This is a genomic window from Crocinitomicaceae bacterium, assembly GCA_016708105.1.
In the GTDB taxonomy this organism is placed as follows: domain Bacteria; phylum Bacteroidota; class Bacteroidia; order Flavobacteriales_D; family Crocinitomicaceae; genus JADJGJ01.
Genome location: JADJGJ010000001.1, coordinates 2,501,129 through 2,527,781, shown reverse-complemented (window position 1 = coordinate 2,527,781; position 26,653 = coordinate 2,501,129). Strand labels below are relative to the sequence as shown.

Annotated in this window: 28 protein-coding genes; 17 read left to right on the top strand and 11 right to left on the bottom strand. The window is 37.6% G+C overall.

Features of this window, described 5'->3' with window-relative positions; translation table 11 throughout:
- The first annotated feature begins 12 nt into the window (after positions 1 to 12).
- Together IPH66_11115 and IPH66_11110 are read left to right on the top strand one after the other, a co-directional pair.
- Complete coding sequence (locus IPH66_11115; protein MBK7129900.1) at positions 13 to 1,278, top strand: glycosyltransferase family 2 protein; 1,266 nt, start codon at positions 13 to 15, stop codon at positions 1,276 to 1,278.
- 211 nt (positions 1,279 to 1,489) lie between these two features.
- On the top strand, positions 1,490 to 3,199 hold the full coding sequence (locus tag IPH66_11110) for a histidine kinase (GenBank protein ID MBK7129899.1): 1,710 nt from the start codon (positions 1,490 to 1,492) through the stop codon (positions 3,197 to 3,199).
- Positions 3,200 to 3,309: 110 nt separating this feature from the next.
- On the opposite strand, the gene IPH66_11105 is transcribed toward IPH66_11110, so the two are convergent.
- The 4 genes from IPH66_11105 to xseB all read right to left on the bottom strand — a co-directional run bounded on the left by IPH66_11105 (position 3,310) and on the right by xseB (position 5,799).
- On the bottom strand, positions 3,310 to 3,768 hold the full coding sequence (locus tag IPH66_11105; protein MBK7129898.1) for a tryptophan-rich sensory protein: 459 nt from the start codon (positions 3,766 to 3,768) through the stop codon (positions 3,310 to 3,312).
- 565 nt (positions 3,769 to 4,333) lie between these two features.
- Positions 4,334 to 5,107: a twin-arginine translocase subunit TatC gene (tatC, locus tag IPH66_11100; GenBank protein ID MBK7129897.1), complete on the bottom strand. Its 774-nt coding sequence runs from the start codon at positions 5,105 to 5,107 to the stop codon at positions 4,334 to 4,336.
- A 57-nt stretch (positions 5,108 to 5,164) separates the two neighbouring features.
- Positions 5,165 to 5,560, bottom strand: a complete 396-nt coding sequence (locus IPH66_11095; GenBank protein MBK7129896.1) for a hypothetical protein — start codon at positions 5,558 to 5,560, stop codon at positions 5,165 to 5,167.
- An 11-nt stretch (positions 5,561 to 5,571) separates the two neighbouring features.
- Complete coding sequence (gene xseB / locus IPH66_11090) at positions 5,572 to 5,799, bottom strand: exodeoxyribonuclease VII small subunit (protein ID MBK7129895.1); 228 nt, start codon at positions 5,797 to 5,799, stop codon at positions 5,572 to 5,574.
- A gap of 1,172 nt (positions 5,800 to 6,971) precedes the next feature.
- Between xseB and IPH66_11085 the strand changes: the two genes are divergently transcribed.
- Complete coding sequence (locus tag IPH66_11085; protein ID MBK7129894.1) at positions 6,972 to 7,862, top strand: 3-hydroxybutyryl-CoA dehydrogenase; 891 nt, start codon at positions 6,972 to 6,974, stop codon at positions 7,860 to 7,862.
- Between the two features lie 12 nt (positions 7,863 to 7,874).
- A complete protein-coding gene (gene corA, locus IPH66_11080) occupies positions 7,875 to 8,936 on the top strand; it encodes a magnesium/cobalt transporter CorA (GenBank protein ID MBK7129893.1) in 1,062 nt (353 codons plus the stop codon).
- An 81-nt stretch (positions 8,937 to 9,017) separates the two neighbouring features.
- On the opposite strand, the gene IPH66_11075 is transcribed toward corA, so the two are convergent.
- Positions 9,018 to 9,989: a M23 family metallopeptidase gene (locus IPH66_11075; GenBank protein MBK7129892.1), complete on the bottom strand. Its 972-nt coding sequence runs from the start codon at positions 9,987 to 9,989 to the stop codon at positions 9,018 to 9,020.
- Positions 9,990 to 10,259: 270 nt separating this feature from the next.
- Between IPH66_11075 and alaS the strand changes: the two genes are divergently transcribed.
- From alaS to IPH66_11055, 4 genes are all read left to right on the top strand, one after another.
- Complete coding sequence (gene alaS, locus IPH66_11070) at positions 10,260 to 12,875, top strand: alanine--tRNA ligase (GenBank protein ID MBK7129891.1); 2,616 nt, start codon at positions 10,260 to 10,262, stop codon at positions 12,873 to 12,875.
- 290 nt (positions 12,876 to 13,165) lie between these two features.
- The gene (locus tag IPH66_11065; protein MBK7129890.1) at positions 13,166 to 13,333 is read left to right on the top strand and encodes a hypothetical protein; all 168 of its coding nucleotides are present in this window, start codon (positions 13,166 to 13,168) and stop codon (positions 13,331 to 13,333) included.
- A 43-nt stretch (positions 13,334 to 13,376) separates the two neighbouring features.
- Entirely contained in the window at positions 13,377 to 13,613 is a 237-nt protein-coding gene (locus IPH66_11060; protein ID MBK7129889.1) for a type II toxin-antitoxin system HicA family toxin, read from the top strand.
- A gap of 4 nt (positions 13,614 to 13,617) precedes the next feature.
- Positions 13,618 to 14,007 carry a helix-turn-helix transcriptional regulator gene (locus IPH66_11055; protein MBK7129888.1) on the top strand — a complete coding sequence of 130 codons (390 nt, stop codon included), beginning with the start codon at positions 13,618 to 13,620 and terminating at the stop codon, positions 14,005 to 14,007.
- Positions 14,008 to 14,584: 577 nt separating this feature from the next.
- On the opposite strand, the gene IPH66_11050 is transcribed toward IPH66_11055, so the two are convergent.
- Complete coding sequence (locus tag IPH66_11050) at positions 14,585 to 14,869, bottom strand: hypothetical protein (protein ID MBK7129887.1); 285 nt, start codon at positions 14,867 to 14,869, stop codon at positions 14,585 to 14,587.
- 65 nt (positions 14,870 to 14,934) lie between these two features.
- Here IPH66_11050 and IPH66_11045 point away from each other — a divergent pair, with 65 nt between their 5' ends.
- From IPH66_11045 to IPH66_11035, 3 genes are all read left to right on the top strand, one after another.
- Positions 14,935 to 15,438, top strand: coding sequence for a helix-turn-helix domain-containing protein (locus IPH66_11045; GenBank protein MBK7129886.1), 504 nt, complete (start codon positions 14,935 to 14,937; stop codon positions 15,436 to 15,438).
- Positions 15,439 to 15,504: 66 nt separating this feature from the next.
- Positions 15,505 to 15,807, top strand: a complete 303-nt coding sequence (locus IPH66_11040) for a transposase (GenBank protein MBK7129885.1) — start codon at positions 15,505 to 15,507, stop codon at positions 15,805 to 15,807.
- Positions 15,728 to 15,985: a transposase gene (locus IPH66_11035; GenBank protein ID MBK7129884.1), complete on the top strand. Its 258-nt coding sequence runs from the start codon at positions 15,728 to 15,730 to the stop codon at positions 15,983 to 15,985. Before IPH66_11040 ends, IPH66_11035 begins: the two co-directional genes overlap by 80 nt.
- Position 15,986: 1 nt before the next feature.
- On the opposite strand, the gene IPH66_11030 is transcribed toward IPH66_11035, so the two are convergent.
- Positions 15,987 to 16,595 (bottom strand): hypothetical protein, encoded by a 609-nt coding sequence (locus tag IPH66_11030; GenBank protein ID MBK7129883.1) that lies wholly within the window; start codon positions 16,593 to 16,595, stop codon positions 15,987 to 15,989.
- Positions 16,596 to 16,934: 339 nt separating this feature from the next.
- Between IPH66_11030 and IPH66_11025 the strand changes: the two genes are divergently transcribed.
- The 6 genes from IPH66_11025 to IPH66_11000 are packed head-to-tail and all read left to right on the top strand — an operon-like array spanning position 16,935 to position 23,469.
- Complete coding sequence (locus tag IPH66_11025; protein MBK7129882.1) at positions 16,935 to 17,864, top strand: ATP-binding cassette domain-containing protein; 930 nt, start codon at positions 16,935 to 16,937, stop codon at positions 17,862 to 17,864.
- A complete protein-coding gene (locus tag IPH66_11020) occupies positions 17,812 to 19,194 on the top strand; it encodes an ABC transporter permease (GenBank protein ID MBK7129881.1) in 1,383 nt (460 codons plus the stop codon). The genes IPH66_11025 and IPH66_11020 overlap by 53 nt, the downstream gene beginning before the upstream one ends.
- Before the next feature lie 12 nt (positions 19,195 to 19,206).
- Positions 19,207 to 20,103 carry a hypothetical protein gene (locus IPH66_11015; GenBank protein ID MBK7129880.1) on the top strand — a complete coding sequence of 299 codons (897 nt, stop codon included), beginning with the start codon at positions 19,207 to 19,209 and terminating at the stop codon, positions 20,101 to 20,103.
- A gap of 11 nt (positions 20,104 to 20,114) precedes the next feature.
- A complete protein-coding gene (locus IPH66_11010; GenBank protein ID MBK7129879.1) occupies positions 20,115 to 20,645 on the top strand; it encodes an energy transducer TonB in 531 nt (176 codons plus the stop codon).
- Between the two features lie 2 nt (positions 20,646 to 20,647).
- Entirely contained in the window at positions 20,648 to 21,133 is a 486-nt protein-coding gene (locus tag IPH66_11005) for a hypothetical protein (GenBank protein MBK7129878.1), read from the top strand.
- On the top strand, positions 21,130 to 23,469 hold the full coding sequence (locus IPH66_11000) for a CAP domain-containing protein (GenBank protein ID MBK7129877.1): 2,340 nt from the start codon (positions 21,130 to 21,132) through the stop codon (positions 23,467 to 23,469). The genes IPH66_11005 and IPH66_11000 overlap by 4 nt, the downstream gene beginning before the upstream one ends.
- A 71-nt stretch (positions 23,470 to 23,540) precedes the next feature.
- Here IPH66_11000 and IPH66_10995 read toward each other — a convergent pair whose 3' ends face one another.
- From IPH66_10995 to IPH66_10980, 4 genes are read right to left on the bottom strand one after another with little or no spacing between them, the layout of a single operon-like run.
- Positions 23,541 to 24,326 (bottom strand): toxin-antitoxin system YwqK family antitoxin, encoded by a 786-nt coding sequence (locus IPH66_10995; protein MBK7129876.1) that lies wholly within the window; start codon positions 24,324 to 24,326, stop codon positions 23,541 to 23,543.
- Complete coding sequence (locus IPH66_10990; protein ID MBK7129875.1) at positions 24,323 to 24,877, bottom strand: HAD-IIIA family hydrolase; 555 nt, start codon at positions 24,875 to 24,877, stop codon at positions 24,323 to 24,325. The genes IPH66_10995 and IPH66_10990 overlap by 4 nt, the downstream gene beginning before the upstream one ends.
- Before the next feature lie 37 nt (positions 24,878 to 24,914).
- Complete coding sequence (locus IPH66_10985) at positions 24,915 to 25,628, bottom strand: nucleotidyltransferase family protein (protein MBK7129874.1); 714 nt, start codon at positions 25,626 to 25,628, stop codon at positions 24,915 to 24,917.
- Entirely contained in the window at positions 25,613 to 26,638 is a 1,026-nt protein-coding gene (locus IPH66_10980) for a dehydrogenase (GenBank protein ID MBK7129873.1), read from the bottom strand. The genes IPH66_10985 and IPH66_10980 overlap by 16 nt, the downstream gene beginning before the upstream one ends.
- Positions 26,639 to 26,653: the final 15 nt, after the last annotated feature.

The window sequence follows — 26,653 nt, the reverse complement described above, 5'->3', positions numbered from 1 at the left end:
GGCACCTACCACATGAGTCTTTACCTAAAAAAACACGCTTTCTGCAAACCACAAATCAGTGAACCTGCCCATTTTAATACGCAGGTGATTGTGGTAATTCCCTGTTTTAATGAAGAAAAATTATTGGATACACTTTGCGCCTTGGCCTTGTGTGATCAGCCAATCTGCCATGTTGAGGTAATTGTTGTTTTGAATTCCGGGCTTCATCATGAACAAGCAATTCTTGATCAAAACATGAAAACACAGAATGAGTTTTTGCAATGGAAAAAAAATAATACGCAGCAAAATATAACCTGGCATTTAATTCATGTTGCTAATTTGCCAACAAAACATGCAGGCGTAGGTTTAGCCAGAAAAATTGGAATGGACGAAGCCGTAGCCCGTTTTGAAATGATTGGTGCAGATGGCATTATTCTTTGTTTTGATGCAGATAGTTTGTGTGATAAAAATTATCTGACAGCGGTGCATCGCCATTTTTTTGAGCTTCATCCGACATCACCCGGTTGTTCAGTTTATTTTGAACATCCCTTGAATAGTGATGAGTACGGTGAAGAAATTATGCATGCCATTACACAATATGAATTGCATCTGCGATACTATAATTTATGTATGCGTTATTGCAGATTGCCGTATGCATTTCATACCATTGGTTCAAGCATGGCTGTTCGCTCGTCGGCCTATCAGAAACAAGGAGGAATGAATCGTAGAAAGGCAGGAGAAGATTTTTATTTTCTTCATAAAATTATTGCTCTGGGTAATTTTTCAGAATTGAATTCTACCCGTGTTATTCCTTCTCCTCGTGTTTCTGATCGCGTGCCATTTGGAACGGGTAAATCAGTCACAGATTTTTTGGCGCAGAATCAGAAACAGTATTACACCTATAATTTCAATTCATTTCAGTTGATTTCGTCTATCGTAAAACTTGTTCCGCAATTACGCCCTAATGGCGCAGAATTGATCATGAATTTATTTCAAAATTCAGCAGATTCAGTTTTACTATTAGATTGGTTGAAGCAAGAAAAATTTGATGATGCATTGCATTCAATGCGCAATAATTCAGCATCAGATTCTTCATTTTATAAAAGATTTTTTGCGTGGTTTGATGCTTTCAGAGTTCTTAAGTTGTTGCATTTTCTGAGAGATCACGGAAAAGATAATTCACCTGTGATGCAAGAAATTTCAAATCTTCACGCAGCAGATGAGAGTCAATTTTCCTTTGATTCGGATCCAATCATCCAACTGAAAATATTGCGTGACCACGAGCGCATGCGATCTTGAGTTGTATTTAGAATTTTATCACATAAAAAAAACCGTTGGTGCGAGAATCTTGCTCGTGTCCCCCACGATATTCTAAACGATTGGAATAAAAAAATCAGCAAAGGGAAACTATGTGCGTCCAATTTTCAATTTTTAGCTACATTTAGTAAAACGCTGTACTTTGTCGGGATTCAATTTTCAATTTAATGGGTTAGGTTTTTTGTCGCTAATCGTGGGCGTTTTTTCGCTGGCGTTAGCGGTGTATGTGCGTAACCGATTCCCGAATAGTGCTATTACCCGCAATTATCTCTGGTTTATCTCCGGTTGTTTTATTTGGCAGGTATGTGATGGTCTGATGCGGTTGAGTTCAAACACTGAGTTTGTATTTATTTTTAATCATGCCGTAGCAATAGTACTGGCGCCAATGCTTATTTTCGGATTGGTGTTTGCCCTCATGTTATCTGGAAATAAAAAAATGGTGCAGTCATGGTATTTTAGAATTGGAGCACTATTACCGATGACAATATTTTTACCAGCTCACGTACTTTTTAATATTGATCAGGAATTTGTTCCTCACGAAGCTTGGGGTTGGGTATCTTCACCTGATCCTTCTTGGTTTCATACCGTTGAATTAATCTGGCTGGGTTGTGTGGCGTTTACAATTCTGTTTGTATTGGCAAGGTACATGGCTCTTTCATCGTTGATGGAAAAAGATGATGTTTTACGCGCACGTTGGTTATTTTTTGGATATTTAATTCCGGCGGCAATTGGTATCATTACCCAAGTCATCATGCCTATTTTACCGGGTATAGGTGAAGTGCCTTTAACTGCACCTTCAATTTTCACTTTTGTATTGGCTTCTTTCATTGCGCAAAAAAAATATAAACTTTTTGCATTCAGTACTTCTTATGCATCTAATCGTATTCTTGAAATGATGCATGAAGGAGTCATCATTGCAGATATGACTAATAAAATACGATATGTAAACAAGGGCTTTTTAAATCTGAGTGGACATTCAAAAAAATCTTTATTGGGTGAAAATATTAATGCGCTTGAGTCATACAAAAGTGAATTTGATTTTGATGAACGTTTGAACAGAGATGAGAACGAAATTGTTGATGGTCGTGTTGAAAAGACTATTTATAGCAAAGACGGAAAACAACGAGTGGTATTGTATAATGAGGCTCCTTATTATGATCAAAGTGGTATTCAAACAGGAACTATCTATTTGGTGTCTGATGTAACTGAAATTATTTTGTCAAAAGAAAGATCAGAAGAGGAAAAGAAGCGTGCACTCAGATATCAATCCATGTTGTTGAGCTCACAAATCAACCCGCATTTTATTTATAATTCCATGAATTCAATTCAGTTTTACATTCTGGAACAAACACCGGAGCCGGCCTTGGATTATGTTTCAGAATTTTCTAAACTGATGCGCCTTGTACTGAATAATTCTTTGCGTGAAACTATCACTATTACAGAAGAGATCCAATTTTTGGAAGCATACCTGAACTTGGAATTAAAACGACATCGCAATAAATTCAGCTATGAGGTAAAAGTTTGTCCTGATTTGGATACTGAAGAATTTGAGATTCCTCCCATGTTACTGCAGCCCTATGTAGAAAATGCAATTATTCATGGATTGGGATTGATTAATTATCCGGGTGAACTTACCATCACATTTTGCATTGAAAATGATGCCATCTGTTGTGAGATTGATGATAATGGAGTAGGTAGAGAAAAGGCAATGGAATTAAAAAAAGACAGAAAAGGATTTGCCGGAATTTCGCACGGAATGAAACTAACACGCACCCGATTAGAAGTTTTGAATGAGTTGAACAGTAGTGATTATATTGTGGAGGTGATTGATAAGTATAATGAACAAGCGCAAAGTGTAGGAACGAAAGTGCGCGTAAAATTCCCGATGCTAAGCAGTTTTTAAGGCAGACTATTCCTCCATCTCATTCCGCTAAGACGAAACAGACGTTAGGTTTTAATTTCCTTTCGCTTGTTATGGAAAGATGCGTACAGAGCTTGAATTGATGTTACCGTTTAGTTTTTAAAAACGATGTAAGCGTTTAAAGAAGTTGCAATCAACAACCAGACGAAATAAGGTAAAATCAAAAGAGAAAACCACTTTGCCTGTGATGCGTTCAGATATAATATGAGTCCAACCAGAATAGCCAACAACACGATGAGTACAAGCGCGAGACCGCTAAAATTGAAATAGAAAAAAACTGGATTCCACGATACATTTAATATCCACTGAATAACAAAGAGAATTATGAGAAAATTTTTATTCTCACCGGTGTTCCAAACCTTTGCCATATAAACTGAAAAGCAAATCATTATCGTTGTCCATGCCAAGCCGAACATCCAACCCGGAGGTGTCCAGGGAGCTTTGTTTAATCCATTGTACCAGTCAGATGATACACCACTGCCGGTAAACAATCCACCTAATGCCAACGCACCAAAGTTGAGTAGTAAAAAAATGATGAGTTGTATGATCATGATACTGCCTAAAGATTTTCTCAATAGAACAAACCATCCATTAAATTGTTCAGCCTTGTCTGCCAGATATGCTATTTTATAAACAATCCCGAAGGGATGGAATATCAAGAGAACCAAATATTGCCTAAATCCCGAAGGGATGACATAATACTACCACTGAATAATAGATAACTCCTAAATCCCGAAGGGATGACATGATACTACCACCGAAGAATGTGCGACTCCTAAATCCCGAAGGGATGACATAATACTACCACTGAATAATAGATAACTCCTAAATCCCGAAGGGATGACATATTACTAATTCCATAGAATAGATCACTCTCGAATCCCGAAGGGATGACATAATGTCCCGGTTACTGATCAGTTAATGTCTTATCGATACCCGACAACTCAAACCCTCGCTGATGCGTGCATCTGAATAATAAATGATAAACGCTAAATGTAAAATGGAAACTTTTCTGGCGTGATTGTCCCGCTGGTGTCCTATCAACAACTGCAACTAGAGAAACATCCAACCATGAAAGTAAATAATAAAATTAAGCGAAGATCAAGTGCAAAAAACTTACACCATCATACTTTTCTGACGTTTCTTATCAACGCGTTTTGAAATTAAAATTCCAATTTCATACAACCCATAAATTGGAACGCTCACGATGATTTGCGAGAAAATATCAGGCGGCGTGATAATAGCCGCCAAAATTAAAATAATCACCAAGGCATGTTTGCGATATTTTTTCAAGAACTCCGGTGTCATGATACCAAGTTTTGAGAAAATGTAAATGATGACAGGCAATAAAAAAAGTAGTCCTGTATAAAAAACTGTTGACACAATTGTTTTGATGTACGAACTGATCGTGATGTTATTTTCAATGGTTTCGTCCAATTGCCAATTGCCAAAAAATTGCACGGTGAGTGGTGCAATCACAAAATATCCAAACGCAATTCCAATAAAAAACAAGGCAGACACAAACCAAACAATGCCACGCGCCATATTTAATTCATTTTGTCTGAGGCCAGGTTTTACAAACGACCAGAGTTGATAAAAAATGAAAGGAAATGCAATGATGATTCCTCCAATAATGGCAAGCATCATATTAATGCCAAACTGACCTGTAAATTCAACGCTTTGCAAATCAATTTTAATTTCATTGGCGCACATACCAAACGCCTTGCAGAATAAAACAAAAAGCGGAAAATCAGGTTGTGCTAAAGAAAGAAAAACTGTTTCTACAATCCATTCAGTGAAAATAAAAATAAGAATTGCAAAAACAAGAATGGCTGCGGCAGATTTCACCAAACGCCATCTTAATTCCTCAAGATGGTGCAAAAACGGCATATTTTTAGAGTCTTTGGCCACGGTAGTTGCCCGCAAAAATACGATTATTCAAACTCATTACTGTACCCTGACATGAAAAATATACTCAGCCGTTTGATTTGTCTTGTCAAATTCTTTTGCGGTTATAACACAAGAACCTCTTTTTTTAGTTTCGAAATAGAAATTTGTGAGACCTTCATTCTCGTCGTTGACAGGCGGAACACGATCAGTGAGTATGAGTTCTGCAACCGTTGAATCGGAGCTGGAAATTTCAGTGTGAACATTGCCATCAAGGGTATATCTGCCTGTAAAAACCAAAAGTTGATTTTTCTTGAGTTCATAATTAGAAACCAACGGATCAAGGCGTCTTGCGGATGATGAATCAAAATCATTCACTTCCAGTGCGGGCATACATGCTGTGAGAAGCAGCATCAACGTGAAAAAGACAGGTGGTTTTATTTTCAAATATTTCATGCCTTGTTTATTTACATTTCCACCTCAGCATTAGGATCATCAGCCCCGGACAAATCTTTCAAAATACGTGCAACATCCTCCTCCGTCTCTGTCAGTTTTTTGCGGCAGACCTTAATTAGTTCGGCTGCGCGTTTCACTTTCTCTGAAAGAATATCCACGCTAATTTCTCCGTTCTCTATATCTTGAACAATGTCTTGCAGCTCTTCAAATGACTTCGCATACGTTCCTTCTTTTGACATAAATCTTGTTTTGAATTGATAAAGATAGTGGTAATTGGGTAAGGGTCAATAGGGGGGGGGGTAGGGCAGAGGGATTAGGACATAGGCATTAGGGTGTGCGTTAGGGCGAATTGCATTCGCCCTAACGTACACCATGCGTAAACCATGCAACCATGTTCAAACGAATTTATTTTCGCTCTCACACTGGCACTCGCTCTCACATTAGCACCCGCTCTCACATTAGCTCCCGCTCTCACACTGGCACTCGCTCCCACATTAGCACCCGCTCTCACACTGGCACTCGCTCTCACATTAGCACTCGCTCTCACACTGGCACCCGCTCTCACATTAGCTCCCGCTCTCACACTGGCACTCGCTCCCACATTAGCACCCGCTCTCACACTGGCACTCGCTCTCACATTAGCACCCGCTCTCACATTAGCTCCCGCTCTCACACTGGCACTCGCTCTCACACTGGCACTCGCTCCCACATTAGCACCCGCTCTCACATTAGCACCCGCTCTCACACTGGCACTCGCTCTCACACTGGCACCCGCTCTCACACTGGCACCCGCTCTCACACTGGCACTCGCTCTCACACTGGCACCCGCTCTCACACTGGCACCCGCTCTCACACTGGCTCTCGCTCTCACACTGGCTCTCGCTCTCACACTGGCACTCGCTCTCACATTAGCACTCGCTCTCACACTGGCTCTCGCTCTCACACTGGCACTCGCTCTCACATTAGCACTCGCTCTCACACTGGCTCTCACACTGGCATTCACTCCCACTTTGGTGTTCTTCTCCTTCGGAGAGGACAGATCGCTTACACTGTAGCTAAGGCACAGGAGAGTTAAAAAAACACAAGCCCGAATAACAACGTTACCCGGGCTTGGTTTTTTTCATTTCAAAAGCGGATGAACCAGCTTTGGATAGTATGACGGATATGTCAATCAAAGGGTTGGATAATTTTTGTAACGACTTAGAAATGTGGGCTAAATCAATGTCTTAGAAGTTCCATTATTCATGCCTAACACTAAACTTTCAAGAATTATTGAAGCCTCAGGCATCAATCTTTTTGAATTCAGCTTATCTTTAGCGGTATGAATGAATAGACGCTTTCTACCATTATCAGGTAAAAGTTTTTAGTTCATCAGTATACAAGATTAACGTATTAAAAATAAAATAGCATCATGAAAAACATCTCAGTTATTGGAGCAGGAACCATGGGTAACGGAATTGCTCACGTATTTGCGCAGTATGGTTACACCGTAAATTTGGTTGACGTATCAGAAGAAGCATTAAAAAAAGCCCTCGCTACCATTGCAAAAAATCTTGACCGAATGGTTGAAAAGGGCAAATTGAGCGCCGATGAAAAAAATAAAACTTTGGCTAACATCACTACGTTTTCTGATCTGAAAACAGGTATTCAAAATGCTGAATTAGTAGTTGAAGCGGCAACTGAAAATCAAGAATTAAAACTGAAAATATTCCGCGATATGGATGCATTCACAAATCCTGATTGCATACTGGCTACCAATACATCATCTATTTCTATAACTAAGATTGCCTCAGTAACAAAAAGAGCCGATAAAGTAATTGGTATGCACTTTATGAATCCGGTGCCGGTGATGAAATTGGTGGAAATTATTCGCGGATATTCTACTTCTTCAGAGGTGACAAAAACCATCATGGATCTCAGCAAATCGTTAGAGAAAGTTCCGGTTGAGGTGAATGACTATCCCGGTTTTGTAGCTAACAGAATTTTAATGCCAATGATTAACGAAGCAATCATTACCCTCAATGAAGGCGTTGCCGGTGTTGATGAAATTGATACCGTGATGAAATTGGGTATGGCTCATCCAATGGGGCCATTGCAGTTAGCTGATTTTATTGGTTTGGATGTTTGTCTTGCCATTATGAATGTATTGTACACCGGGCTTGGAAATGATAAATATGCACCATGTCCTTTATTAGTAAATATGGTTACTGCCGGCAAATTGGGCGTGAAATCAGGTGAAGGATTTTATTCATGGACACACGGAACTAAAGACCTGGTTATTTCTTCGTATTTTAAAAAATAAATTTACCTCAGCATGTCACGACACATCACGCGTAAATCAGCCAAAGCAGGTGAACCACCCGGAACACTTGTGCACATTGGTTCCGTGAAAACTGATCGTGTCCACATTTCTGTCATTGATTATAAAAAAGATCACTTCAAAGAAAAAGAGTGTGAAGTAGATGAGTTGTGTCAATATTGCAATCCGGATACTATTACTTGGATTAATATTGAAGGATTACACGATGTCGTATTGCTCCAAAAAATTGGTGAAATATTTCATCTGGATAAATTATTGCTTGAGGATATTTTAAATACCAATCACCGCCCCAAAACAGAAATTTTTGCCAACTATATTTTTGTCACGCTTAAAATGATTGATTTGCTGCCTGATAAAAGTGGTATCACCCATGAGCAGGTCAGCTTTGTGATGGGTAATGGTTGGCTACTCTCTTTTCAGGAAGTAGGGGGAGATGTATTTGAAAAAATACGTGAGCGTCTCAGAAAAGGTCAAGGGGATTTACAAGATAAAAAAGTTGATTTTTTACTCTATCGTTTAATTGATACTGTGGTGGATAATTACTTTTTTGTTACTGAATATTTCAGCGATAAAAATGCAGATATTGAACAGGATATTTTTAAAAATCCAACTCCTGAAGCGTTAAAGCAAATCCAAAAAATAAAAAGACAGATTCTGAACTTTAAACGCGTTGTCATGCCATTGCGTGAAGTTGCTGCTGGTCTGGAAAAAGACGGAGGATATCTAATTGAACAGGAAACCAGACGATACCTGAGAGACTTGTATGAACATGTCATTCAGGTTAACGACAGCATTGATTCACAGCGAGAGGTTATTGCCAGTATTCAAGATTTATATCTGTCAGGCACCAGCAATAAAATGAATGAAGTGATGAAAGTGCTCACTGTAATTTCAACCATTTTCATTCCCCTCACGTTTATCGCCGGCGTTTACGGAATGAATTTTGCCAACATGCCCGAACTTTCATGGAAGTATGGTTACTTCATTATCATTGGAATCATGTTTGCCATTTTTATTGCCATGGTTATTTATTTCAGAAGGAAGAGGTGGTTTTGATTTACCTTGGTCCCAACTAAATACACATCATCTGACAGTTCCAGTTATCCTATTCAGGAATGAAAGAAAATATTCAATTCACTAATCAAAAGTCTGGTTGGGGCTATTAGCCATCTGAAGTAAGCGCTCGTAATCTTCACTCGCAACGTCAGAATGGAAAAAGTGAATAGGATTAATTTTTACTCCGTTCTTTTCTACTTCATAATGCAAGTGCGGAGAGGTAGATTTTCCGGTTGATCCAACGTAACCTATGTGCTGACCGCGGGTAATTTTATCACCGGCTTTTACGGTATAACCGCTCAAGTGAGCATAACGGGTAGTGTACCCAAAACCGTGATCAATGATGACAGAAATACCATAACCCCACATTTTTTCTTCAACTAGTTTTACAACACCGTCTCCAGTGGCATAAACCGGTGTACCTGTTTCTGCAGTGAAGTCAATTCCCCAGTGCATTCGTTGTGTTTTGTAAATTGGATCAATGCGCCAGCCATAACCTGATGACATACGAGTTAAATCTTCATTTGAAATAGGTTGAATGGCAGGGATGCAGGATAGCATTTTTTCTTTTTCGTTCGCCAGTTTAATTACTTCATCAAATGAAAGTGACTGCGCATAAATTCTCTTCTGTAATTCTTTAATTTTTTTTGAATTGGCAATAACCTGTTCTGAAATATCAAATCCTTTCAGGTGATCATACTCATCTGTTCCACCGGTTCCAAGTTGACGCATTTCATCCGGAAAACGATCTGCATTGAATACTACTCTGTAAATTTCGTTGTCTCTTTTTTCAATATCTTCTAATACGGCTGACATCAAATCCATCTCTTCTTGCATGGTAGCCATTTGTTCAGTCAAAAAATTATTTTCACGCTCTAAATCAGACTCTGCTGCTGAAGGAAATAATGCTGAAAAAATTAATTGAAAAACAAACCCAAGCACAACTGCCGGTGCAATAACTAGCAACGCTTTCAAGATACGCTCCTGCCAAGTCACCTCTACCGGCACATAAGACAAGGTATCCGGGTTATATCTGAATTTTTGTTTTTTCATTTTCTTTTATTTTTTATCTTATTCTACGATATCGCGAATGCAACTCGCCTTACATGTATTGCGTATTAAATTTGTATGATTGCAGTCGTCAATAATTTTTCACCTTCTACGTTAGGGCGAATGCGATTCACCCCTACACCCACCCCAATGCCTATGTCCTAATCCCTAATCCCTAATCCCTAAAAAAAATCCCCAACCCAATTCGGGTGCAAATTTACCGGATAAGTCTAACTTTGCAATTCCAATTAACAATAGTTAACAGAGTATCAAATGAAAATCAACGACATACGTAAGGCTTTTCAGGATTTTTTTGCATCCAAAGGTCATAAAATTGTTCCATCTGCACCCATGGTGGTAAAAAATGATCCAACCCTCATGTTTACCAATGCAGGCATGAACCAGTTTAAAGATTTTTTTCTGGGATATCGTGAAGCAGAGGATAAGCGTATTGCCAATACACAAAAATGTTTGCGCGTTTCAGGAAAACACAACGACTTGGAAGAAGTAGGCGTTGATACCTATCACCACACCATGTTTGAAATGTTAGGTAATTGGTCATTTGGTGATTATTTTAAAAAAGAATCTATTGATTGGGCATGGGAACTTTTAACTCAGGTTTATAAGATTGACAAAGACAGAATCTATGTCACCGTTTTTGAAGGAGATGAAAAAGACGGCGTGCCTGCAGATACTGAATCAGAAAATTTATGGAAACAATACATGCCTGCTGAGCGAATTTTAAAGGCTAGTAAAAAAGATAATTTTTGGGAAATGGGTGATACTGGTCCTTGCGGGCCATGTACTGAAATTCATGTCGACATGCGTTTAGAAGATGAACGCAAAAAAATTGATGGAAAAACTTTGGTGAATAATGATCATCCGCAGGTAATTGAAATCTGGAATTTGGTGTTTATGCAGTTCAACCGCAAAGCAAATGGTGAATTGGAAAAATTACCGTCAACGCATGTAGATACCGGAATGGGATTAGAGCGCTTGGCTATGGTATTGCAAGGCAAGCAATCAAATTATGACACAGATATGTTCCAGTTTTTAATTGGATATCTGGTTGAGCTCACCGGTAAAAAATATGGACAAGATGAAAAAGTGAATATAGCCATGCGTGTAATTGTAGATCACATTCGCGCAATTTCATTTTCTATTGCAGACGGGCAATTACCATCTAATACCGGCGCTGGTTACGTGATTCGCCGTATTCTTCGTCGTGCGGTGCGGTATGGCTATCAAACGCTTGATTTGAAAGAACCTTTTCTGTGTGATCTGTCAGTGAAACTTGGCGTGGCAATGGGTGATGCTTTTCCTGAACTTAAAAGTCAGGCTGAGCTTATTCAAAAGGTAATTCGTGAAGAAGAAGCAAGTTTTTTCAGAACACTTGAAACAGGGATCAAACGGATCAATGATGTAATTACCAAAGCAAAATCAAGTGGTAAAAATGAATTGGCAGGGGAAGATGTTTTTGAGTTATATGACACCTACGGATTCCCGTTTGACTTAACTTCATTGATTGCCAGGGAGCGTGAAATGCTGGTTGATGAGCGCGGGTATGAAGTAGAATTAGCCAAACAAAAAGACCGCTCTCGCGCAGCTACTCAAGTTGAGTCTGATGATTGGGTGATTCTCATGAATGATGATGAACAAGAATTTATAGGCTATGATTTTTTGAAGACTGATTTGTATCTGGTAAAATATCGTAAAGTCAAACAAAAAAATAAATCATTCTATCAATTGGTGTTTAACGTGACTCCTTTTTATGCTGAAGGTGGAGGACAAGTTGGTGATCAGGGAACAATTTCAAACGGAACAGAAACTATTGAAATTTTTGATACAAAAAAAGAAAACAATCTGATCATTCATCTTGCAGAAAAATTACCTGAAAATTTAACGTCTACATTTAAGGCAACAGTCACTGCTTCTAAACGACGTCTCACGCAAGCAAATCATAGTGCAACCCATTTATTGCATCATGCTTTGCGTGCAGTGCTTGGTAAACATGTTGAACAAAAAGGATCTTTGGTAAATGATGAAAACCTGCGTTTTGATTTCTCTCATTTTGCAAAAGTGACCGATGAAGAATTGGAAGAAATTGAGAAAAGAGTAAACGATAAAATCAAAGAAGGCATTCATTTGGATGAGAAGCGTTCACTGCCCATTGATGAAGCACAGAAAATGGGAGCCATGGCACTATTTGGTGAAAAGTACGGTGATTTTGTACGCGTTATAAAATTTGGTGATTCAATTGAATTATGTGGCGGATGTCACGTGCGCTCAACCAGTGAAATTGGTATGTTTAAAATTGTGTCTGAAGGATCTGTTGCAGCCGGTGTTCGTCGTATTGAAGCCATTACTGCTGATAAAGCTGAGCAGTATTATAAAGAGCGCGCAAAACAATATGACCTAATTTCCGCCATGTTCAATAAACCGGCTGATCTATCAAAAACCATTGAAGATTTATACAAGAAAAATATTTCACTTACTAAAGAAATTGAAAAATTGCAACGCGGTCAATTAGTGAGTATCAAAGAAGATTTGAAAAAACAAATCACAGATTTAGGTGGAGTAAATTATGCTTCAGCTATTCTTGATCTGGATGCAAATCTCATTAAAGATTTGTGTTTTCAATTAAAAGGTGAAGTGCAAAATCTTGTTATAGTTGTAGGTGGAAAAGCAGATGGAAAAGCAACTATTTCAATTGCAATTTCAGATGAATTAGCTAAATCAAAAAACTGGCACGCCGGAAATTTAGTGCGTGAATCAGCGAAACTAATTGGCGGCGGCGGCGGCGGTCAACCTTTCTTTGCAACAGCAGGAGGGAAAGATCCGGATAGTTTACCTAAAGCTATTGAGTTTGTGAAATCTCAGTTGGTATAGAGATTTAAGTGATTAGTAGACGATACATCATTGTGAGAATGCTTTGAACAGTTCTGTTTTAAGTCAATAATCAACGCATGATTTACTCTTTTAAGTAAACGTAAAGTAATTACTTTATAAATGCAAATATTAAGTCAATATATAACTTTACTATTTCAATGCAAGATTAACCAATGAAACACCAAATTTCATCTTTCAGTCAACCTTAGAAGTGTATTGCGATGAGTTTCAGTTTTCATTCATCATCACGCAAAGAAAACGTACATTCGCATGAATCAATCTCTCATACTATGGAATCAAAATCATCAAAAACCATTTGGATACTTGTTGCCGGAACCATCTTACTTGCGCTGGCAGGGTATGTCATTTTCAAATTCTGGGTAGCCATTCTTACACTTATGATTGGTTTCGGATTTGGATTCTACTTTGGATATTCACGCGGGAAGAAGAAGAAGTGAATTTAGGAATGTGTTAGACAGACTGCCGTTATGCTACATTTAAATTTGGCGAAATCCTTGCAATAAAGTAAATTATTATTTACCTCTGCATGTGAAATGTTCCGAAGCTTTAAGAATTTTGAAGAAAGACGGATGGTACGGCATATCTCAAAGCGGATCACATCTGAAACTAATTCATGACACCAAGGAAGGAATTATAATTTTTCCGAATCATGGAAGTAGCAAACTTGGTCGTGGGTTAGAAAAAAAATTGTTCAAACAAGCCGGAATTAAGAAGTAGGATTATGAAGAAGTTGACAAAAAAAATTAATGTAACAGTTGAAAAAACTAAAACTGGTTACTCTGCTTATGCCGAAGATATGGCTGTCTTTTCGACGGCAAAGGACATTACGTCTTTATACGACAATTTAATTGACGCATTGAATCTTGCATATGAAGAAAGTGGTTACTTTGTCGACGCAAAAAACATCAAATTGAATCTTGACTTACAACAGTTCTTTCAATATTATCGTGTACTGAATGCAAATTTCCTAGCAAAGCGAATTGGAATGAATCCTACTTTACTTTCACAATATGTGCAAGGACGAAAAAATCCATCCGCAAAACAAACAGACAAAATCATTCAGGGAATACATACAATCGGAAAAGAATTATCTGATATTAGATTCGTGTAAAACCCATTGCAAAAAACGTAGCATAATAAAAGCTAAAATGTATTGTGTTGCACTCCTAACAGGAAAAATTTACGCTCCGTAGAAAAAACGCAAACAAAAATTTTAGTAAATGAAAAAAAACACTATTGTCCGGGGAAAAAGTAAAATATTCAGATAAAGCTTCCCCGGCCATCAAAAAAGATAGGTGATAATTCGCGGCGAATTCTTAGTAAGGACGGGAAGCTCCGTGCAGATAACGTTCCTTCAATTACAAATGTTCCGGAGATCACCCGTCCGCACTTAGAATTTGCAAGAAGTATTGCCTGTCTTTTTTGCGGGCCTTGACTTTTTGCTTCTTTTGGGTCAAGCCAAAAGAAGAAAGAAACTAAATTGAAAAGCGGTAACCATAAGTAAGCCCCAAACGTGATAATGTGTTGGCATCACCTGATATTATTGAGATAACGGATGCCATCAAATGTTTTTATCGGACAGTAGTGGAAAAAAAATTACAAAAATATTTTGTGTGTTCGCCTTAACAGGAAAAATTCTACCTTTAACTACGGCGCAATCACAACTACAACTGGCCAAGCGTCCAATATTATTTATGTGTAATAGAAACTTTTCCAATCAACTTTTCATTTTTTAATGAATCATCGCGCAACGTGAAAATGTTCATCTCAATTGGGCTTGAATGATGCTCACAAAATTCAATGACTGTGTCAATAGGATGTGAACCATTCACATTAGTAGAATTGATTTGAAAATAAAGTGCATCAAAATCTGCTTTGAAATTATGTAGGATTAAAATTTTGTATTTGACATAATCTGTTTGTACTTTTTTTCTAATACCATTAGCTATTATAGAATAGTCTGATATTAACAAGTAAATTGTCAATATCTTTTCTTGAACTATATTAGACTAATGTATATATGCTATATATTTGAGGTATGGCAAATGCACTCTCTATTACGGTGAAAGAATCGCTTAAGGACTTAAGAAGTCTCTTAAAAAAATCTGCAGACCACCACGGTCCGAAAATAAAAATGCTTATTGAGATCAAGCGTTCTGATCGAGCATTAGGCAAGAATGAATTAGCGGAACTGATAGGTGTAAATCACAACAGTATTCAGACATGGCGGACTAAATATCAAAAGGGCGGTATATCCGAATTATTAAAGGATGGTAGAATTGGATTTAAGCCCTCCATAATAAGTAAGTCTGTGCATAAGAAAATTAAATTGAAGCTTTGTTCAGAGGATGCCGCATTTTCAAGCTACAAACAATTACATGCGTGGGTGGAAAATAATTTTATTAAAGGAGTTAATTACAACAGCTTGCGTCATTATGTTAAAAGGCACTTTGGCGCATCGTTAAAAGTACCCCGCAAGAGTCATATTAAAAGGATAAAGAAGCGGTTGCTACTTTTAAAAAAACTTCAAACGAATCTGTAAAGACAAAGTAAAACCACTATTGGGATGCTATAAAAGCATTAATATTTATTGCCAGGATGAGAGTCGATTTGGACTACTCACAAGAACAGGGCGGGTTCTAACAGCAAAGGGGTAAAACCCGTTTGTACTTATCAACACAAATTCGAAAACACATACCTATATGGAGCATTCTCACCAATAAATGGAGATAGCTTTTTGTTGGAACTGCCTTATTGTAATACAGATTGCTTTCAATATTTTATTCAAGAATTATCAAAGCAGAATCCAAAAGAACTTAAACTAATCGTGCTTGACAACGGAGCCTTCCATAAGGCAAAAGAAACTAATCATACCCGAGAATATCATTTTAATTTTTCTGCCGCCTTATAGTCCAGAACTAAACCCCGCCGAGAAAATTTGGTGGCAACTCAAACAAGAGTTCGTTTGCAAATCCTTTAATACCATCGATCAATTGGGCAAACACTTAGCCAAGGTTGTGAGGAGAATAATTACAACAAAAACAGTAAAGAAAATTTGTTCCTTCAAATATTTATTATGCTCTTTTTAGACTAAATTATATTGGCTAATGGTATAAACAGCTTTTGATGATTTACAATAACTTCTTGTTCTGCCCAGCCTGAAATAAATTGAATGCTGTCTTCCTTGTAGACTATTTCACGGGGTGAAAAATCTAGTTCTGAAAGAAACGTATTTTTCTCAATTGCCTCCTGTTTTGTTGCGCTCATAGGCAGGGTAAAAGTGAGCCCGTATGAACCGAAATAGAGTGCATAAAGAATCATAACCGCAGATAATAAAAGAATTAAACCTACTTTATGTAAGGCTTTCAATCCACGATCTAATAATGTTTTTATACAAATTATTAGAAAGGAAATAATCAATCCAATAATGAAAAAAAATTGAATAAAACCTGCGCCCTCAGCATCGTATTTACCACCGGAATATGTTTTAATAAATAGGTCATGCAGGGCAATGCTGAACATGATGAGCAGAATCCTGTATATCCATTTTAGTTTCGTTGTCGCCAGAATACCGGTTAGTAGGCCCATAGTAATTGGCGAAAGAGCGATGGATGACGGAGGGAATTTATGACCAAGAATATTGGACAAAATAATCAAGCATAATGCAAGTAAAATTTTATAATTGTCATTCAACTTCATTCAAAATTACATTATTGCATAGGATGGATGCGCACAAACATCACCAAACAAATATAAAGTTCCTCACCCCTCATTAGTATTTTCATAAGAATTTTCTAATCGTTACATGTAGGCGCAGGTCGCGACCTGCGCCTACATGTAACGGGGAAATAACCACGCCAATCCCTCACCAACATCAAACAAAAATCAAGGTAATTCATATTGGCTTGTTCAAAACCATCCGGTGTCTGTCTCGTTTTCAGTTGTCATCATACTTACCTTTGGTTATTATGCCAGTTGAATTCATCAATTATTCAACTGATAGAACGGTATAAACCCCAGATTGTAAGCCGTATGGAAATGCTAAGGGTAGAAAATATTGTCAAACAATACGCCGGACACAGGGCACTGGATGATATTTCTATCACGACTAAAAAAGGTGAAATTTTTGGTTTGCTTGGTCCTAATGGCGCCGGCAAAACCACGCTCATCCGTATCATCAATCAAATCACCGGACCTGATTCAGGTAAAGTTTTTTTAGAAGGTCGTGAAATCCGAAGAGATGATATTGCCGCAATTGGGTATTTGCCTGAAGAGCGGGGTCTCTACAAAAAAATGAAAGTACGTGAGCAAGCCTTGTACTTTGCTCGCCTCAAAGGCATGACCAAAACTGACGCTAAAAAACAATTGGATTATTGGTTTGAAAAATTTGATATCACCTCATGGTATGATAAAAAAGTGGAAGAACTGAGTAAAGGAATGGCTCAAAAAATTCAGTTCATCATCACGGTGATGCATCAACCTAAACTGTTGATTTTAGATGAACCTTTTTCAGGTTTTGACCCTATCAATACAGATATCTTGCGCAAAGAAATTTTGGCTCTGAAAGAAAAAGGCGTTTCCATCATGTTGTCTACTCATAACATGACGAGTGTTGAAGAAATTTGTGATTCCATTGCCTTGATTGATAAAGCAAAACTATTGCTGTATGGCAGTTTACGTGATGTGAAGGAACAATTCAGAACGCATACTTACGCCATTCAGTTCAAAGGGTTGATGTTTGGTTTTGCCAACGCCTTGTGGGCTGATTTTTCTTTGGAACATAAATATCAGTTAGATGAACATCATGCCGTGGCGCATGTGAAATTGTTAAAAGGAAATACGCTCAATAATTTATTGGATAGGGTGATACCTGAAGTTGAAATTCAAGCAGTCAATGAAGTCATTCCTACCATGAATGATATTTTTATTCGCGCCGTTCAAGGTGAGAAAGGAGATCAACATGAGTAAAATTGGTATCATCATTCAACGTGAGTATAGTACTCGCGTGCGCAAAAAATCTTTTATTGTACTAACTATTCTGGTTCCGCTCTTAGTAGTTGGTCTGATGTTTTTAGCCATGTGGCTGAGCATTGAAAAGGAAAAGCATGTACATGTTTTGATTGCTGATCCGCGCAATATTTGTCAGGAAAATATTTTTATCGGTACTGATGAAAAAAATCCTCCGGCCACTTTTTATTTCTATCAGGATTATGTGGATTCCACTGCCTTTGCTTCACGTGAGGATATGCAAAAATTTGATGTTTTAATTGCATTGAATGAAAATGTCATTACAAATAAAACTATCTTAGGCTGGTATCGTGAAGAACCATCAGCAAATGCGGTAGATTATATTCACGATAAAATTGAACTCCGGCTTGAAGAATATTTTGCCTTAGACAAAGGCATGTCATTAGATGAATACAGGCAAATAAGACAACGCACAAAATTAGAACTTACCAGTTTTAATGAAACGCCTAAAAGTAAAGTCAGAGACAAAGCACAGATGATTGGTTTGATGTTTTCTATTTTTATTTTTCTCTTCATCACCGTTTACGCTGCTCAAGTAATGCGCGGCGTTATTGAAGAAAAAACAAGCAGAGTGGTTGAAATCATTGTGTCATCAGTTAAACCCATGGAGTTGATGATGGGTAAAATTCTGGCCATTGGTTTAGTTGGTTTGACTCAATTTCTGATATGGGTTATTTTAATTACCGTGCTGCTCATTGGTTTGCAAACATTTGTTTTCAAAGATATTCTTACTCCTGAAAATTGGCAGGGAGTAGCGGATCAAACGCAAGCTTTAAATCAAATTTCAACCGGCATTGAAACTACAGCCATGCGCAGTGAATGGGCTGAGGTATTTTTTCAATACGTGCAATGGCCTCCTCTCATCATCATGTTTTTACTTTATTTTATTGGTGGATATTTATTGTACGGAAGTCTATTTGCCATGATCGGTTCTGCCGTAGATTCTGAAGCTGATACACAACAATTGATGGTGCCGGTGATGTTGCCGCTCATGTTTTCATACCTGGTATCTGTGTTGATTCAAGGTAACTCTGACGGCACGGCTGCAGTGTGGCTTTCGCAAATTCCGTTCTCATCGCCTATTATCATGTTACAGCGTATTGCGGCGGGCACGGTAAATATATGGGAAGTGATTTTATCCTTAGTTATTCTCACAGGTACATTCATTGCCTCAACGTATTTTGCCGGAAAAATTTATCGGATTGGTATTTTGATGTACGGTAAAAAAACTACTTGGAAAGAATTGATAAAATGGATGCGTCAAGCCTAAACAAAGTTTGTATTGACAACAAAAAAAATAGCCGTTATTGATTTAGGTACTAACACCTTCAATCTGCTGGTAGCTGAAATAAACAACCGGCAAGTTAAGCGTCTGCTCAATACAAAAGAAGGTGTGGCGCTGGGTATGGGTGGTATCAATAAAAATATACTTTCGCCTGAAGCCATTCACAGAGCCATGATTTCATTAAGAAATTTTAACTCACTTGCTAAAGAATTTCACTGTGATAATGTGGTTGCCTTTGGAACATCTGCACTCAGAAATGCAACCAATGCACATGAATTAATTGATCTGGCAAAGCAAGAATTGAATTTGCACATACAGGTAATCTCAGGTTTGAGAGAGGCTGAATTGATTTATAAGGGGGTTCAATGCGGATATGACTTTTCTGTTCCTTCGCTCATCATGGATATTGGTGGAGGCAGCACTGAATTTATTCTGGCAGATGTAAACGGAATTCAAGTGGCAAAGAGTTTTGAAATTGGTGTTTCACGCATCTATCAAATGTTTGAATTTTCTGATCCGCTATCTGCTGAAGATTGTCAAAAAATAATTTCGTACCTTGAGCAAACTACCGAAAACTTTTTCAATACCATACAATGCAAACGTTTAGTGGGGGCAAGTGGATCTTTTGAAACTTTTTACAAGTTGGCGCATGACACCGGTTGTCCTGAAGAAGAATTTTTGCTGATGAATAAACAAGATCTCATGAGAAGCCTTGATCTCATTATCAAATCAACTCAGGCTGAAAGAGATTTGAATGATTTAATTATACCCATCAGAAAAAAAATGGCGCCCATTGCCGCAGTAAAAACTAAATGGATTGTTGACAAATTGAACATTGAAGAATTGCTGATATCTCCCTACGCATTGAAAGAAGGAGTGATGTCTGAATTATGATGGTTGACTGAATGAAAACAAAACATATACCATATTTAATTCTTGGGTTAATTGTATTATTATTTGTTATCATTGAAGTGACAATTTTCATGAATGATGATCAAGTAACTGAAGACAAACCATTCATTCAGGTTGATGATGCGCAAGAGAATGAACAAACTGCGGCAGCAGATTATATGAATGATGCGCCGGAGGAAATTGTAGAAGATGAACTTGAACAAGAGGTATTAGATTATGCTGAGGTTGAACCACAATTTCCGGGAGGTGAACAGGCAATGGTAGAGTTTATTCAGGAGAATATTCAATATCCTGAAATTGATCGTGAGATGGGCAATGAAGGTACGGTGTACTCATCATTTGTTGTAGATGCTGACGGATATATTAAAAATGTGAAAATTGTTAAATCTGTTCCGGGTTCGGTTGGTTTAGATGCAGAAGTTAAAAGAGTGATTCGCAAAATGCCTAAATGGATTCCGGCAAAACAAAACGATGAAAATGTCAGTGTACGATTTACATTGCCAATAAAATTTACAATTCAATAATTATGCTTGACAAATTAGCCCCCCATAGCCGAGTATGGATTTTTCAATCTGACCGTTTTTTAGCTGAGCAAGATATACACACCATTGCAGCCGTAATGAAAGAGTTTTTGCCGCAGTGGGCATCGCATGGTAATGATTTATACGGTGATTACGCAGTGGCTGAAAATTTATTTCTTATTGTTGGTGTTGATGAGAAAAAAGCGCTGACCAGTGGTTGTTCAGTTGATGAATTAAACCGGGTGATTAAGCAAATTGGAAAAATGATTCAAGCTGAGTTTTTTGACCGGCTTCGTGTGGCGTTTCATGATAAATCAGGTGAATTGAAGCATCTTCCTATGTTTGAATTCAAAGCGCTGATGAAAAAAGATGAAGTAACCGGTTCAACATATGTTTACAATAATTTAATTGAATCAAAAGCTGATCTTGAAACCAAATGGAAAACTACCGTTAAAAATTCATGGCATAAAAATTTAATTGAAATCTTGTGAGAATTGTTCTGCTGAACATATTAACCTTGTTTGTTTTCAGTTTATCTGCGCAAGATAAAATTGATCCAAAAAATTTCAATTATGATTTGCTTGAACAATTGGTATTTGATGAAGTAAATAATTTGCGCACTCGCAAACGTCTTGACTCACTTACTGAAGATCCTTCACTGAAATCTGCTGCTGATGATCATGCGCAGTATATGGGTGACAATAACCAGCTCACGCATGCACAGAAAAGCAGAGAAAAACGATCACCCTATGACCGCGTGGTATATTATGGTGGCACGCACAACAACGTGGGTGAAAATATTCTTGTTTTGCCTATTGCCCAATTAATGGATGATGCCAACGGAAAACTGACTTACCAAAAATTGGCAAAAGAAATTGTTGACGCATGGAAAGGAAGCAAAGAGCATTATGAAAATTTCATGAATCCTGATTACAGCGTGGTAAATTATGCGTTTTATATCAAGGATGGAAAAATATATTGTTGCCAGTTGATGGCTTCAAAACCTTTTGTTGAAGAATATCGCTATGATAAAGGAAAGCCCCTATTGGTAAAGAGTTTGAAACAACCCGGCGTTTGCAAACGCACTAAAAAGAAATTGGATCGTGACAAGGCTATGCTGGGTTGGTACACTGTTTCCAATGATTCTGTTTATTACTGGAATATTGATAATTATATGAGCGGAGGAAAGCCGGTAAAAAATAATCTGCGACGCATTTTTAAAGCAGGGGGAAAAATAGCGCTTGATGTCCTACACAGCAATCAGTTTGATTGTTCAGGTAATACCAGTTTTCATAATTCATTTTATTTTGATGGATATTATATTGGATACGTAGATAAAAATTCTTTGCAATCTGATTTGCATCCCAATCCAAATGTGGTGCAAATTTACGTTGGGCAAAAACCCGAATTCAAGGATACTTTTTTTGAAGTTGATTTTAATTATGTGCTTCGCAAGAAATATTGCATGCATAGCAAAACCATTTATGTTGAACCTGATTTTCTTTTGCCTGAAGAATATTTTACCATTCCTAATCCGGTGGTTGAATCGGGTCGTACTATTGTAATTCAGGATTCTGTTGAGGTGCGCATCAATTACCAGCGTGGGCAAACCAATGAAGACACTACGATTTTTCATCCGCTCATTGTTGCCTTGGATAGTTTATTTCAGGTGAATCACAACATTGAATCAATTCATTTTACAGGCGTGGCATCTATTGAAGGTTCTGAAGATGGGAATGAAAAACTATTCAAAAAACGCGGGGCAATTATCTCAAATTATCTGAAAAAATATTATCCGGCTTTGCCTATGAAAAGTGATTTCTATGAAAATTTTGATGACTTTAGATCAGGTCTTGTAACGCTTGGCCATACTGATATTGTCAACTATTCAGACGACTCTTTGAGAATGTGGGCAAACCAACACAGCAATGAACCCGCGGTGGAAAATTTATTGGATGAAACACGCTATTCATTTGTACAGATTATATACAGTGACCGAGTTGAAATCAATAATGAGGCGTATGGGTTTTCAGTAAAAAGATTGATGGATTTATCTGATGAAAAGAATTTTCGTGAATTGGTACCGCTCTATGAAGTGCTGGCTAATCGTGCCATTAACGGAGATGATGTATTGGCTGACTCACTGCTAAACATTAACTTTCCTGAATCATCATCATTTGCTATTTTACATTGGTATAAATTTATTCTTGAACTCAACATCACGCATGAACCCGTGACGGCAGAAAAATTAAATTACCTACATGATATTCATGCTATACCAACTACGGCAGACTTTTTAGAGTATCGCATTTTATTCAATATTTTCAATGGCAATGAAGATATTGATGTAAGTGATTTTGGTGTAATCATTGCCGATACAAAATCAAAAAAACAAAAAGCGTGGATTGAATGTCTTGATTTAATAAGCGGTGTTCAAAACGGGCGATATTCTGATAAAATGGCGGTGCCCTTGTTGTTGAATTCTGTCCTCAAAATGAAATTTAATGTGAAGCAAACGTATTTTGTTTGTCAATATCTCATTGCCTGGGGATATACAACTGAGCCGTATATTCTTTTGTCTAAATACGCTAAAATGCCGGGGCAGATTCCTAAGTTGTATAAACAGTATATCAAACTGGGGTATTACTTAGGTATGTTTGACAATAAAAAAGAATGGAAAAAACTCTTGCTTGTTATGACGAATTTGTCCAAAGCACATCCGGCTGAATTTTGTGATTTATTTAAATGGAATCAAATGGGTATCCGTGCACTGGAATACAAAGAAATTGCGGCCCTTTTTTGTGAAACTTGTAGAGAGAATCAGTGAGAGAGTTTCACTGCAATTTCGTCAAGTAAACCAATGTAATATCTGCAGCAAAAGCAAAAATATCTCAACCTCTAATTCCCGGAATTCTCTTTCTGCTGTCTCAATTCTTCTTCTTTTTTAGCCAATGCTGCACCTTTCAGTTCAACGCCTTCCCAATATAACTTGTAACCTACTTGTTTTCCTTCTTCATCATAAAATATCCAATATCCTTGTTTAACTCCATAGTTATATCGCTCAATTTGCATGAGTTTTCCGTTGTTGTGATAACGCTTTACCGTACCGTTAAGATGGTCATTGTCGTATGATCCCTCACTTTCAAGATTGGTATTAGGGTGATATGTTTTGAATTCACCATGTAATAATCCTTCACGGTAAGTGTAATATCGTGCAACCAGATATTGTCCATTTACCGGTTCGTAATAAATGATTTTGGTACCATCCAGTTTTCCGTTATTATAGTCTTCCTGATAACTCACAATTCCGCGGTCGTCAAAATAAATCCAGGTGCTGTCTTTGAGGTTGTCAAGGTATTTTCCACGTGCCATCATGTAACCTGACTCGTGATACATTTTACTATATCCGACTGAACCATCTGAAGAAAATTCAATCACTGCTTGCACTTCACCGGTAGGGTAGTAGTAAACAAATTTTCCGTAAGGTTTATCATCTTTAAATTGGCCGATATATTTCAGTGCAGTACCATCGTCTGTCATCTTGCGCCATTCACCTTGTTTCAGCCCATTGGCATCTACTTGATTCACTTGTGAAAATACCGGTGCAACAATGAGCATAGTAAACATGAAAAGTATGTGTCTTATACTTCTGCCTGATTTCGGATAATTAAAAAGTAGCTTCATAAATTCTCATTAAATGCATTGGAGACGTCTCGCAAATTTTCAAAAATATAATCAGCTTTTGACGAAATGTTACGCCCCTTTGTCAACATTACGGTTTTCATTCCCAGTTTTGTGCCAAATTCTATATCGGTCTCTGAATCGCCAATCATGAGTGATTTTTCAAATTCAATTTCAGGGTAATCTCTTTTGGCATGTAAACCCATGCCAATGCCCGGTTTACGATAATATCCACTCTCTGTTGCCAATTGGGGTGCAAAATAGATTTTATCAATTCGCCCCCCATTCATTTTAATTATATCTGTCAGATAATCATGTAAAATTTGCAGTTGCTCAACCGTCATAATGCCACGGTTAATTCCTTGTTGATTGGTTACTATAAATATTTTGCCAAACATTGAACTGAAATGGGCAACAGCTTCAGGCACGCCTTCTACTAGTTTAAATTCTTCGAGTGTTTTTACGTAATTGTTGGGTAGTTGATGATTAATAACACCATCGCGGTCAAGGAAAAGTGTCCAGGTTTTGTCTATGCCAAGTTCGCTTATTTTCATTGAGCATTTATTTTTTCGGAATGCAAGTTGAGCCGCGTCATACATTTCTATTTGACATGTCTGCTTCAAACTGCCTGTAATCTTCAGGTATTCCAATGTCTATAAAATAATTGTCAAATAATTTACCCGATATTTTTTTTGCCTTGGGATTATTTTCAAGATAATTTTTTTCAAATGAAAAAGGCGTGTTAACAGGGTAGTGTATCAGTATTCCTTTATTGATACAATAGATTCCTCCGTTAATAATTGTTTCTTCACGGTATTCTTTTTCTCTGAATGCGGTTATTTTTCCTTCGTCATTCAAATCAACCATGCCATAACGGTCAACCTTAAATAATTTTTTAAGAGCAATAGTGCAATTCGCATTTTTTTCAAAATGAAACTTTTGTAAATCCTGCAAGTCAATATCAAAATAAGTATCTCCGTTGAGTACAAATAAAATTTCAGATTGAGCTTTTTCAAGCGCCAGTTTTATTGCTCCACCGGTGCCCATGGGTTCTTTTTCAATGGCGTAAACCAATTCAAGTGATCCAAATTGATTGCCGTATTTTTCACAAATCAATTCGTGTTTGTATCCAACAGAAAGAATGACGCGCTGAATTTTTTGTTTTTGCAAGTAGTCAAGCACGTAATCTAAAAATGGTTTTCCATTCACTGGTGCCATACATTTTGGAAATTCGCCAATGGCGTCACGCAGCCTGGTTCCAAGACCTCCGGCTAAAACAATTGCTTCTTTTACCGGATTGTCCATGAATCTAGTCCTTTTTGTGTAAATTCATAATTCACCACTTTTCCTCCAAGTTGCTCCAATGCTTTTGTTACCTGATAACGATTTGTACTTTCAGCAAAAAACATCATGAAACCGCCACCGCCTGCGCCAGAAATTTTTCCTCCGGTTGCACCGGCATTTAATGCCGTTTGATAAATTTCATCAATGCTTGAATTGGATATTCCGTCAGCCATCTCTTTTTTATTCAACCAACTTTCATGCAACAACTTTCCAATTGCATTGACATCACTTCTTAAAAATGCTTCTTTCATTCCAAAGGCCTGCTCTTTGAGTTGATGCATAGCAGATATGGGTTTTGACGTAGATGCCTTTACATTTTCAATCTGTTTCTCAATAATTTTGGCTGATTCTCGGTTTGTATTGGTATAATATAAAATGAGATTAAAATTGATTTCGTTCAGAAAGCTTTTTTTCGTGCGCAGCGGATTTACAATGACCTTATCTTCTTTCAGAAATTCCATGAAATTTACTCCGCCAAACGTTGCAGCATATTGATCTTGTTTTCCACCGGCCATTTTCAAATCATTCCGCTCTATTTCGTAAGCAAGATGTGCAATGTCATATTCACCAAGTGGCAATTCCAACCATTCAACAAAAGCACCCAGAATTGACACTGCGAGTGTTGATGAGGTTCCTAGCCCGCTTCCTGATGGAACATCCATGGAAGTGGTCATGTCAAATGATAAAGGCTTTTGAACAAAATCACGTATCACCCTGTTGTACACACCTAATTGTAAATCAACTTCACCATTTAGCGGTAAGACTTGTGCAGCATCAAATTCAAAAGTTTTTCCTTTATCAACAGAGTGAATAATAATTTTTCCATCATTGCGCGGAATAATTGTAGTGCGGGCATATAGATTGACCGTGATATTCAAAATGGCGCCGCCGTACAAGTCAGAGTATGGGCTGACATCTGTACCTCCTCCTGCAAGACCGAGTCTGAAGGGTGCTTTACTTCGGATTATCATAAGGTAAAGGTAAAA

Bases quoted from the DNA above. Each gene is read 5' to 3' on its own strand.
- IPH66_11115 (MBK7129900.1), top strand. From the start codon at position 13: ATGAGTCTTTACCTAAAAAAACACGCTTTCTGCAAACCACAAATCAGT.
- IPH66_11105 (MBK7129898.1), bottom strand. From the start codon at position 3,768: ATGATCATACAACTCATCATTTTTTTACTACTCAACTTTGGTGCGTTG.
- tatC (MBK7129897.1), bottom strand. From the start codon at position 5,107: ATGCCGTTTTTGCACCATCTTGAGGAATTAAGATGGCGTTTGGTGAAA.
- IPH66_11095 (MBK7129896.1), bottom strand. From the start codon at position 5,560: ATGAAATATTTGAAAATAAAACCACCTGTCTTTTTCACGTTGATGCTG.
- xseB (MBK7129895.1), bottom strand. From the start codon at position 5,799: ATGTCAAAAGAAGGAACGTATGCGAAGTCATTTGAAGAGCTGCAAGAC.
- IPH66_11085 (MBK7129894.1), top strand. From the start codon at position 6,972: ATGAAAAACATCTCAGTTATTGGAGCAGGAACCATGGGTAACGGAATT.
- corA (MBK7129893.1), top strand. From the start codon at position 7,875: ATGTCACGACACATCACGCGTAAATCAGCCAAAGCAGGTGAACCACCC.
- IPH66_11075 (MBK7129892.1), bottom strand. From the start codon at position 9,989: ATGAAAAAACAAAAATTCAGATATAACCCGGATACCTTGTCTTATGTG.
- alaS (MBK7129891.1), top strand. From the start codon at position 10,260: ATGAAAATCAACGACATACGTAAGGCTTTTCAGGATTTTTTTGCATCC.
- IPH66_11065 (MBK7129890.1), top strand. From the start codon at position 13,166: ATGGAATCAAAATCATCAAAAACCATTTGGATACTTGTTGCCGGAACC.
- IPH66_11055 (MBK7129888.1), top strand. From the start codon at position 13,618: ATGAAGAAGTTGACAAAAAAAATTAATGTAACAGTTGAAAAAACTAAA.
- IPH66_11045 (MBK7129886.1), top strand. From the start codon at position 14,935: ATGGCAAATGCACTCTCTATTACGGTGAAAGAATCGCTTAAGGACTTA.
- IPH66_11030 (MBK7129883.1), bottom strand. From the start codon at position 16,595: ATGAAGTTGAATGACAATTATAAAATTTTACTTGCATTATGCTTGATT.
- IPH66_11025 (MBK7129882.1), top strand. From the start codon at position 16,935: ATGCTAAGGGTAGAAAATATTGTCAAACAATACGCCGGACACAGGGCA.
- IPH66_11020 (MBK7129881.1), top strand. From the start codon at position 17,812: ATGATATTTTTATTCGCGCCGTTCAAGGTGAGAAAGGAGATCAACATG.
- IPH66_11010 (MBK7129879.1), top strand. From the start codon at position 20,115: ATGAAAACAAAACATATACCATATTTAATTCTTGGGTTAATTGTATTA.
- IPH66_11005 (MBK7129878.1), top strand. From the start codon at position 20,648: ATGCTTGACAAATTAGCCCCCCATAGCCGAGTATGGATTTTTCAATCT.
- IPH66_10995 (MBK7129876.1), bottom strand. From the start codon at position 24,326: ATGAAGCTACTTTTTAATTATCCGAAATCAGGCAGAAGTATAAGACAC.
- IPH66_10990 (MBK7129875.1), bottom strand. From the start codon at position 24,877: ATGAAAATAAGCGAACTTGGCATAGACAAAACCTGGACACTTTTCCTT.
- IPH66_10985 (MBK7129874.1), bottom strand. From the start codon at position 25,628: ATGGACAATCCGGTAAAAGAAGCAATTGTTTTAGCCGGAGGTCTTGGA.
- IPH66_10980 (MBK7129873.1), bottom strand. From the start codon at position 26,638: ATGATAATCCGAAGTAAAGCACCCTTCAGACTCGGTCTTGCAGGAGGA.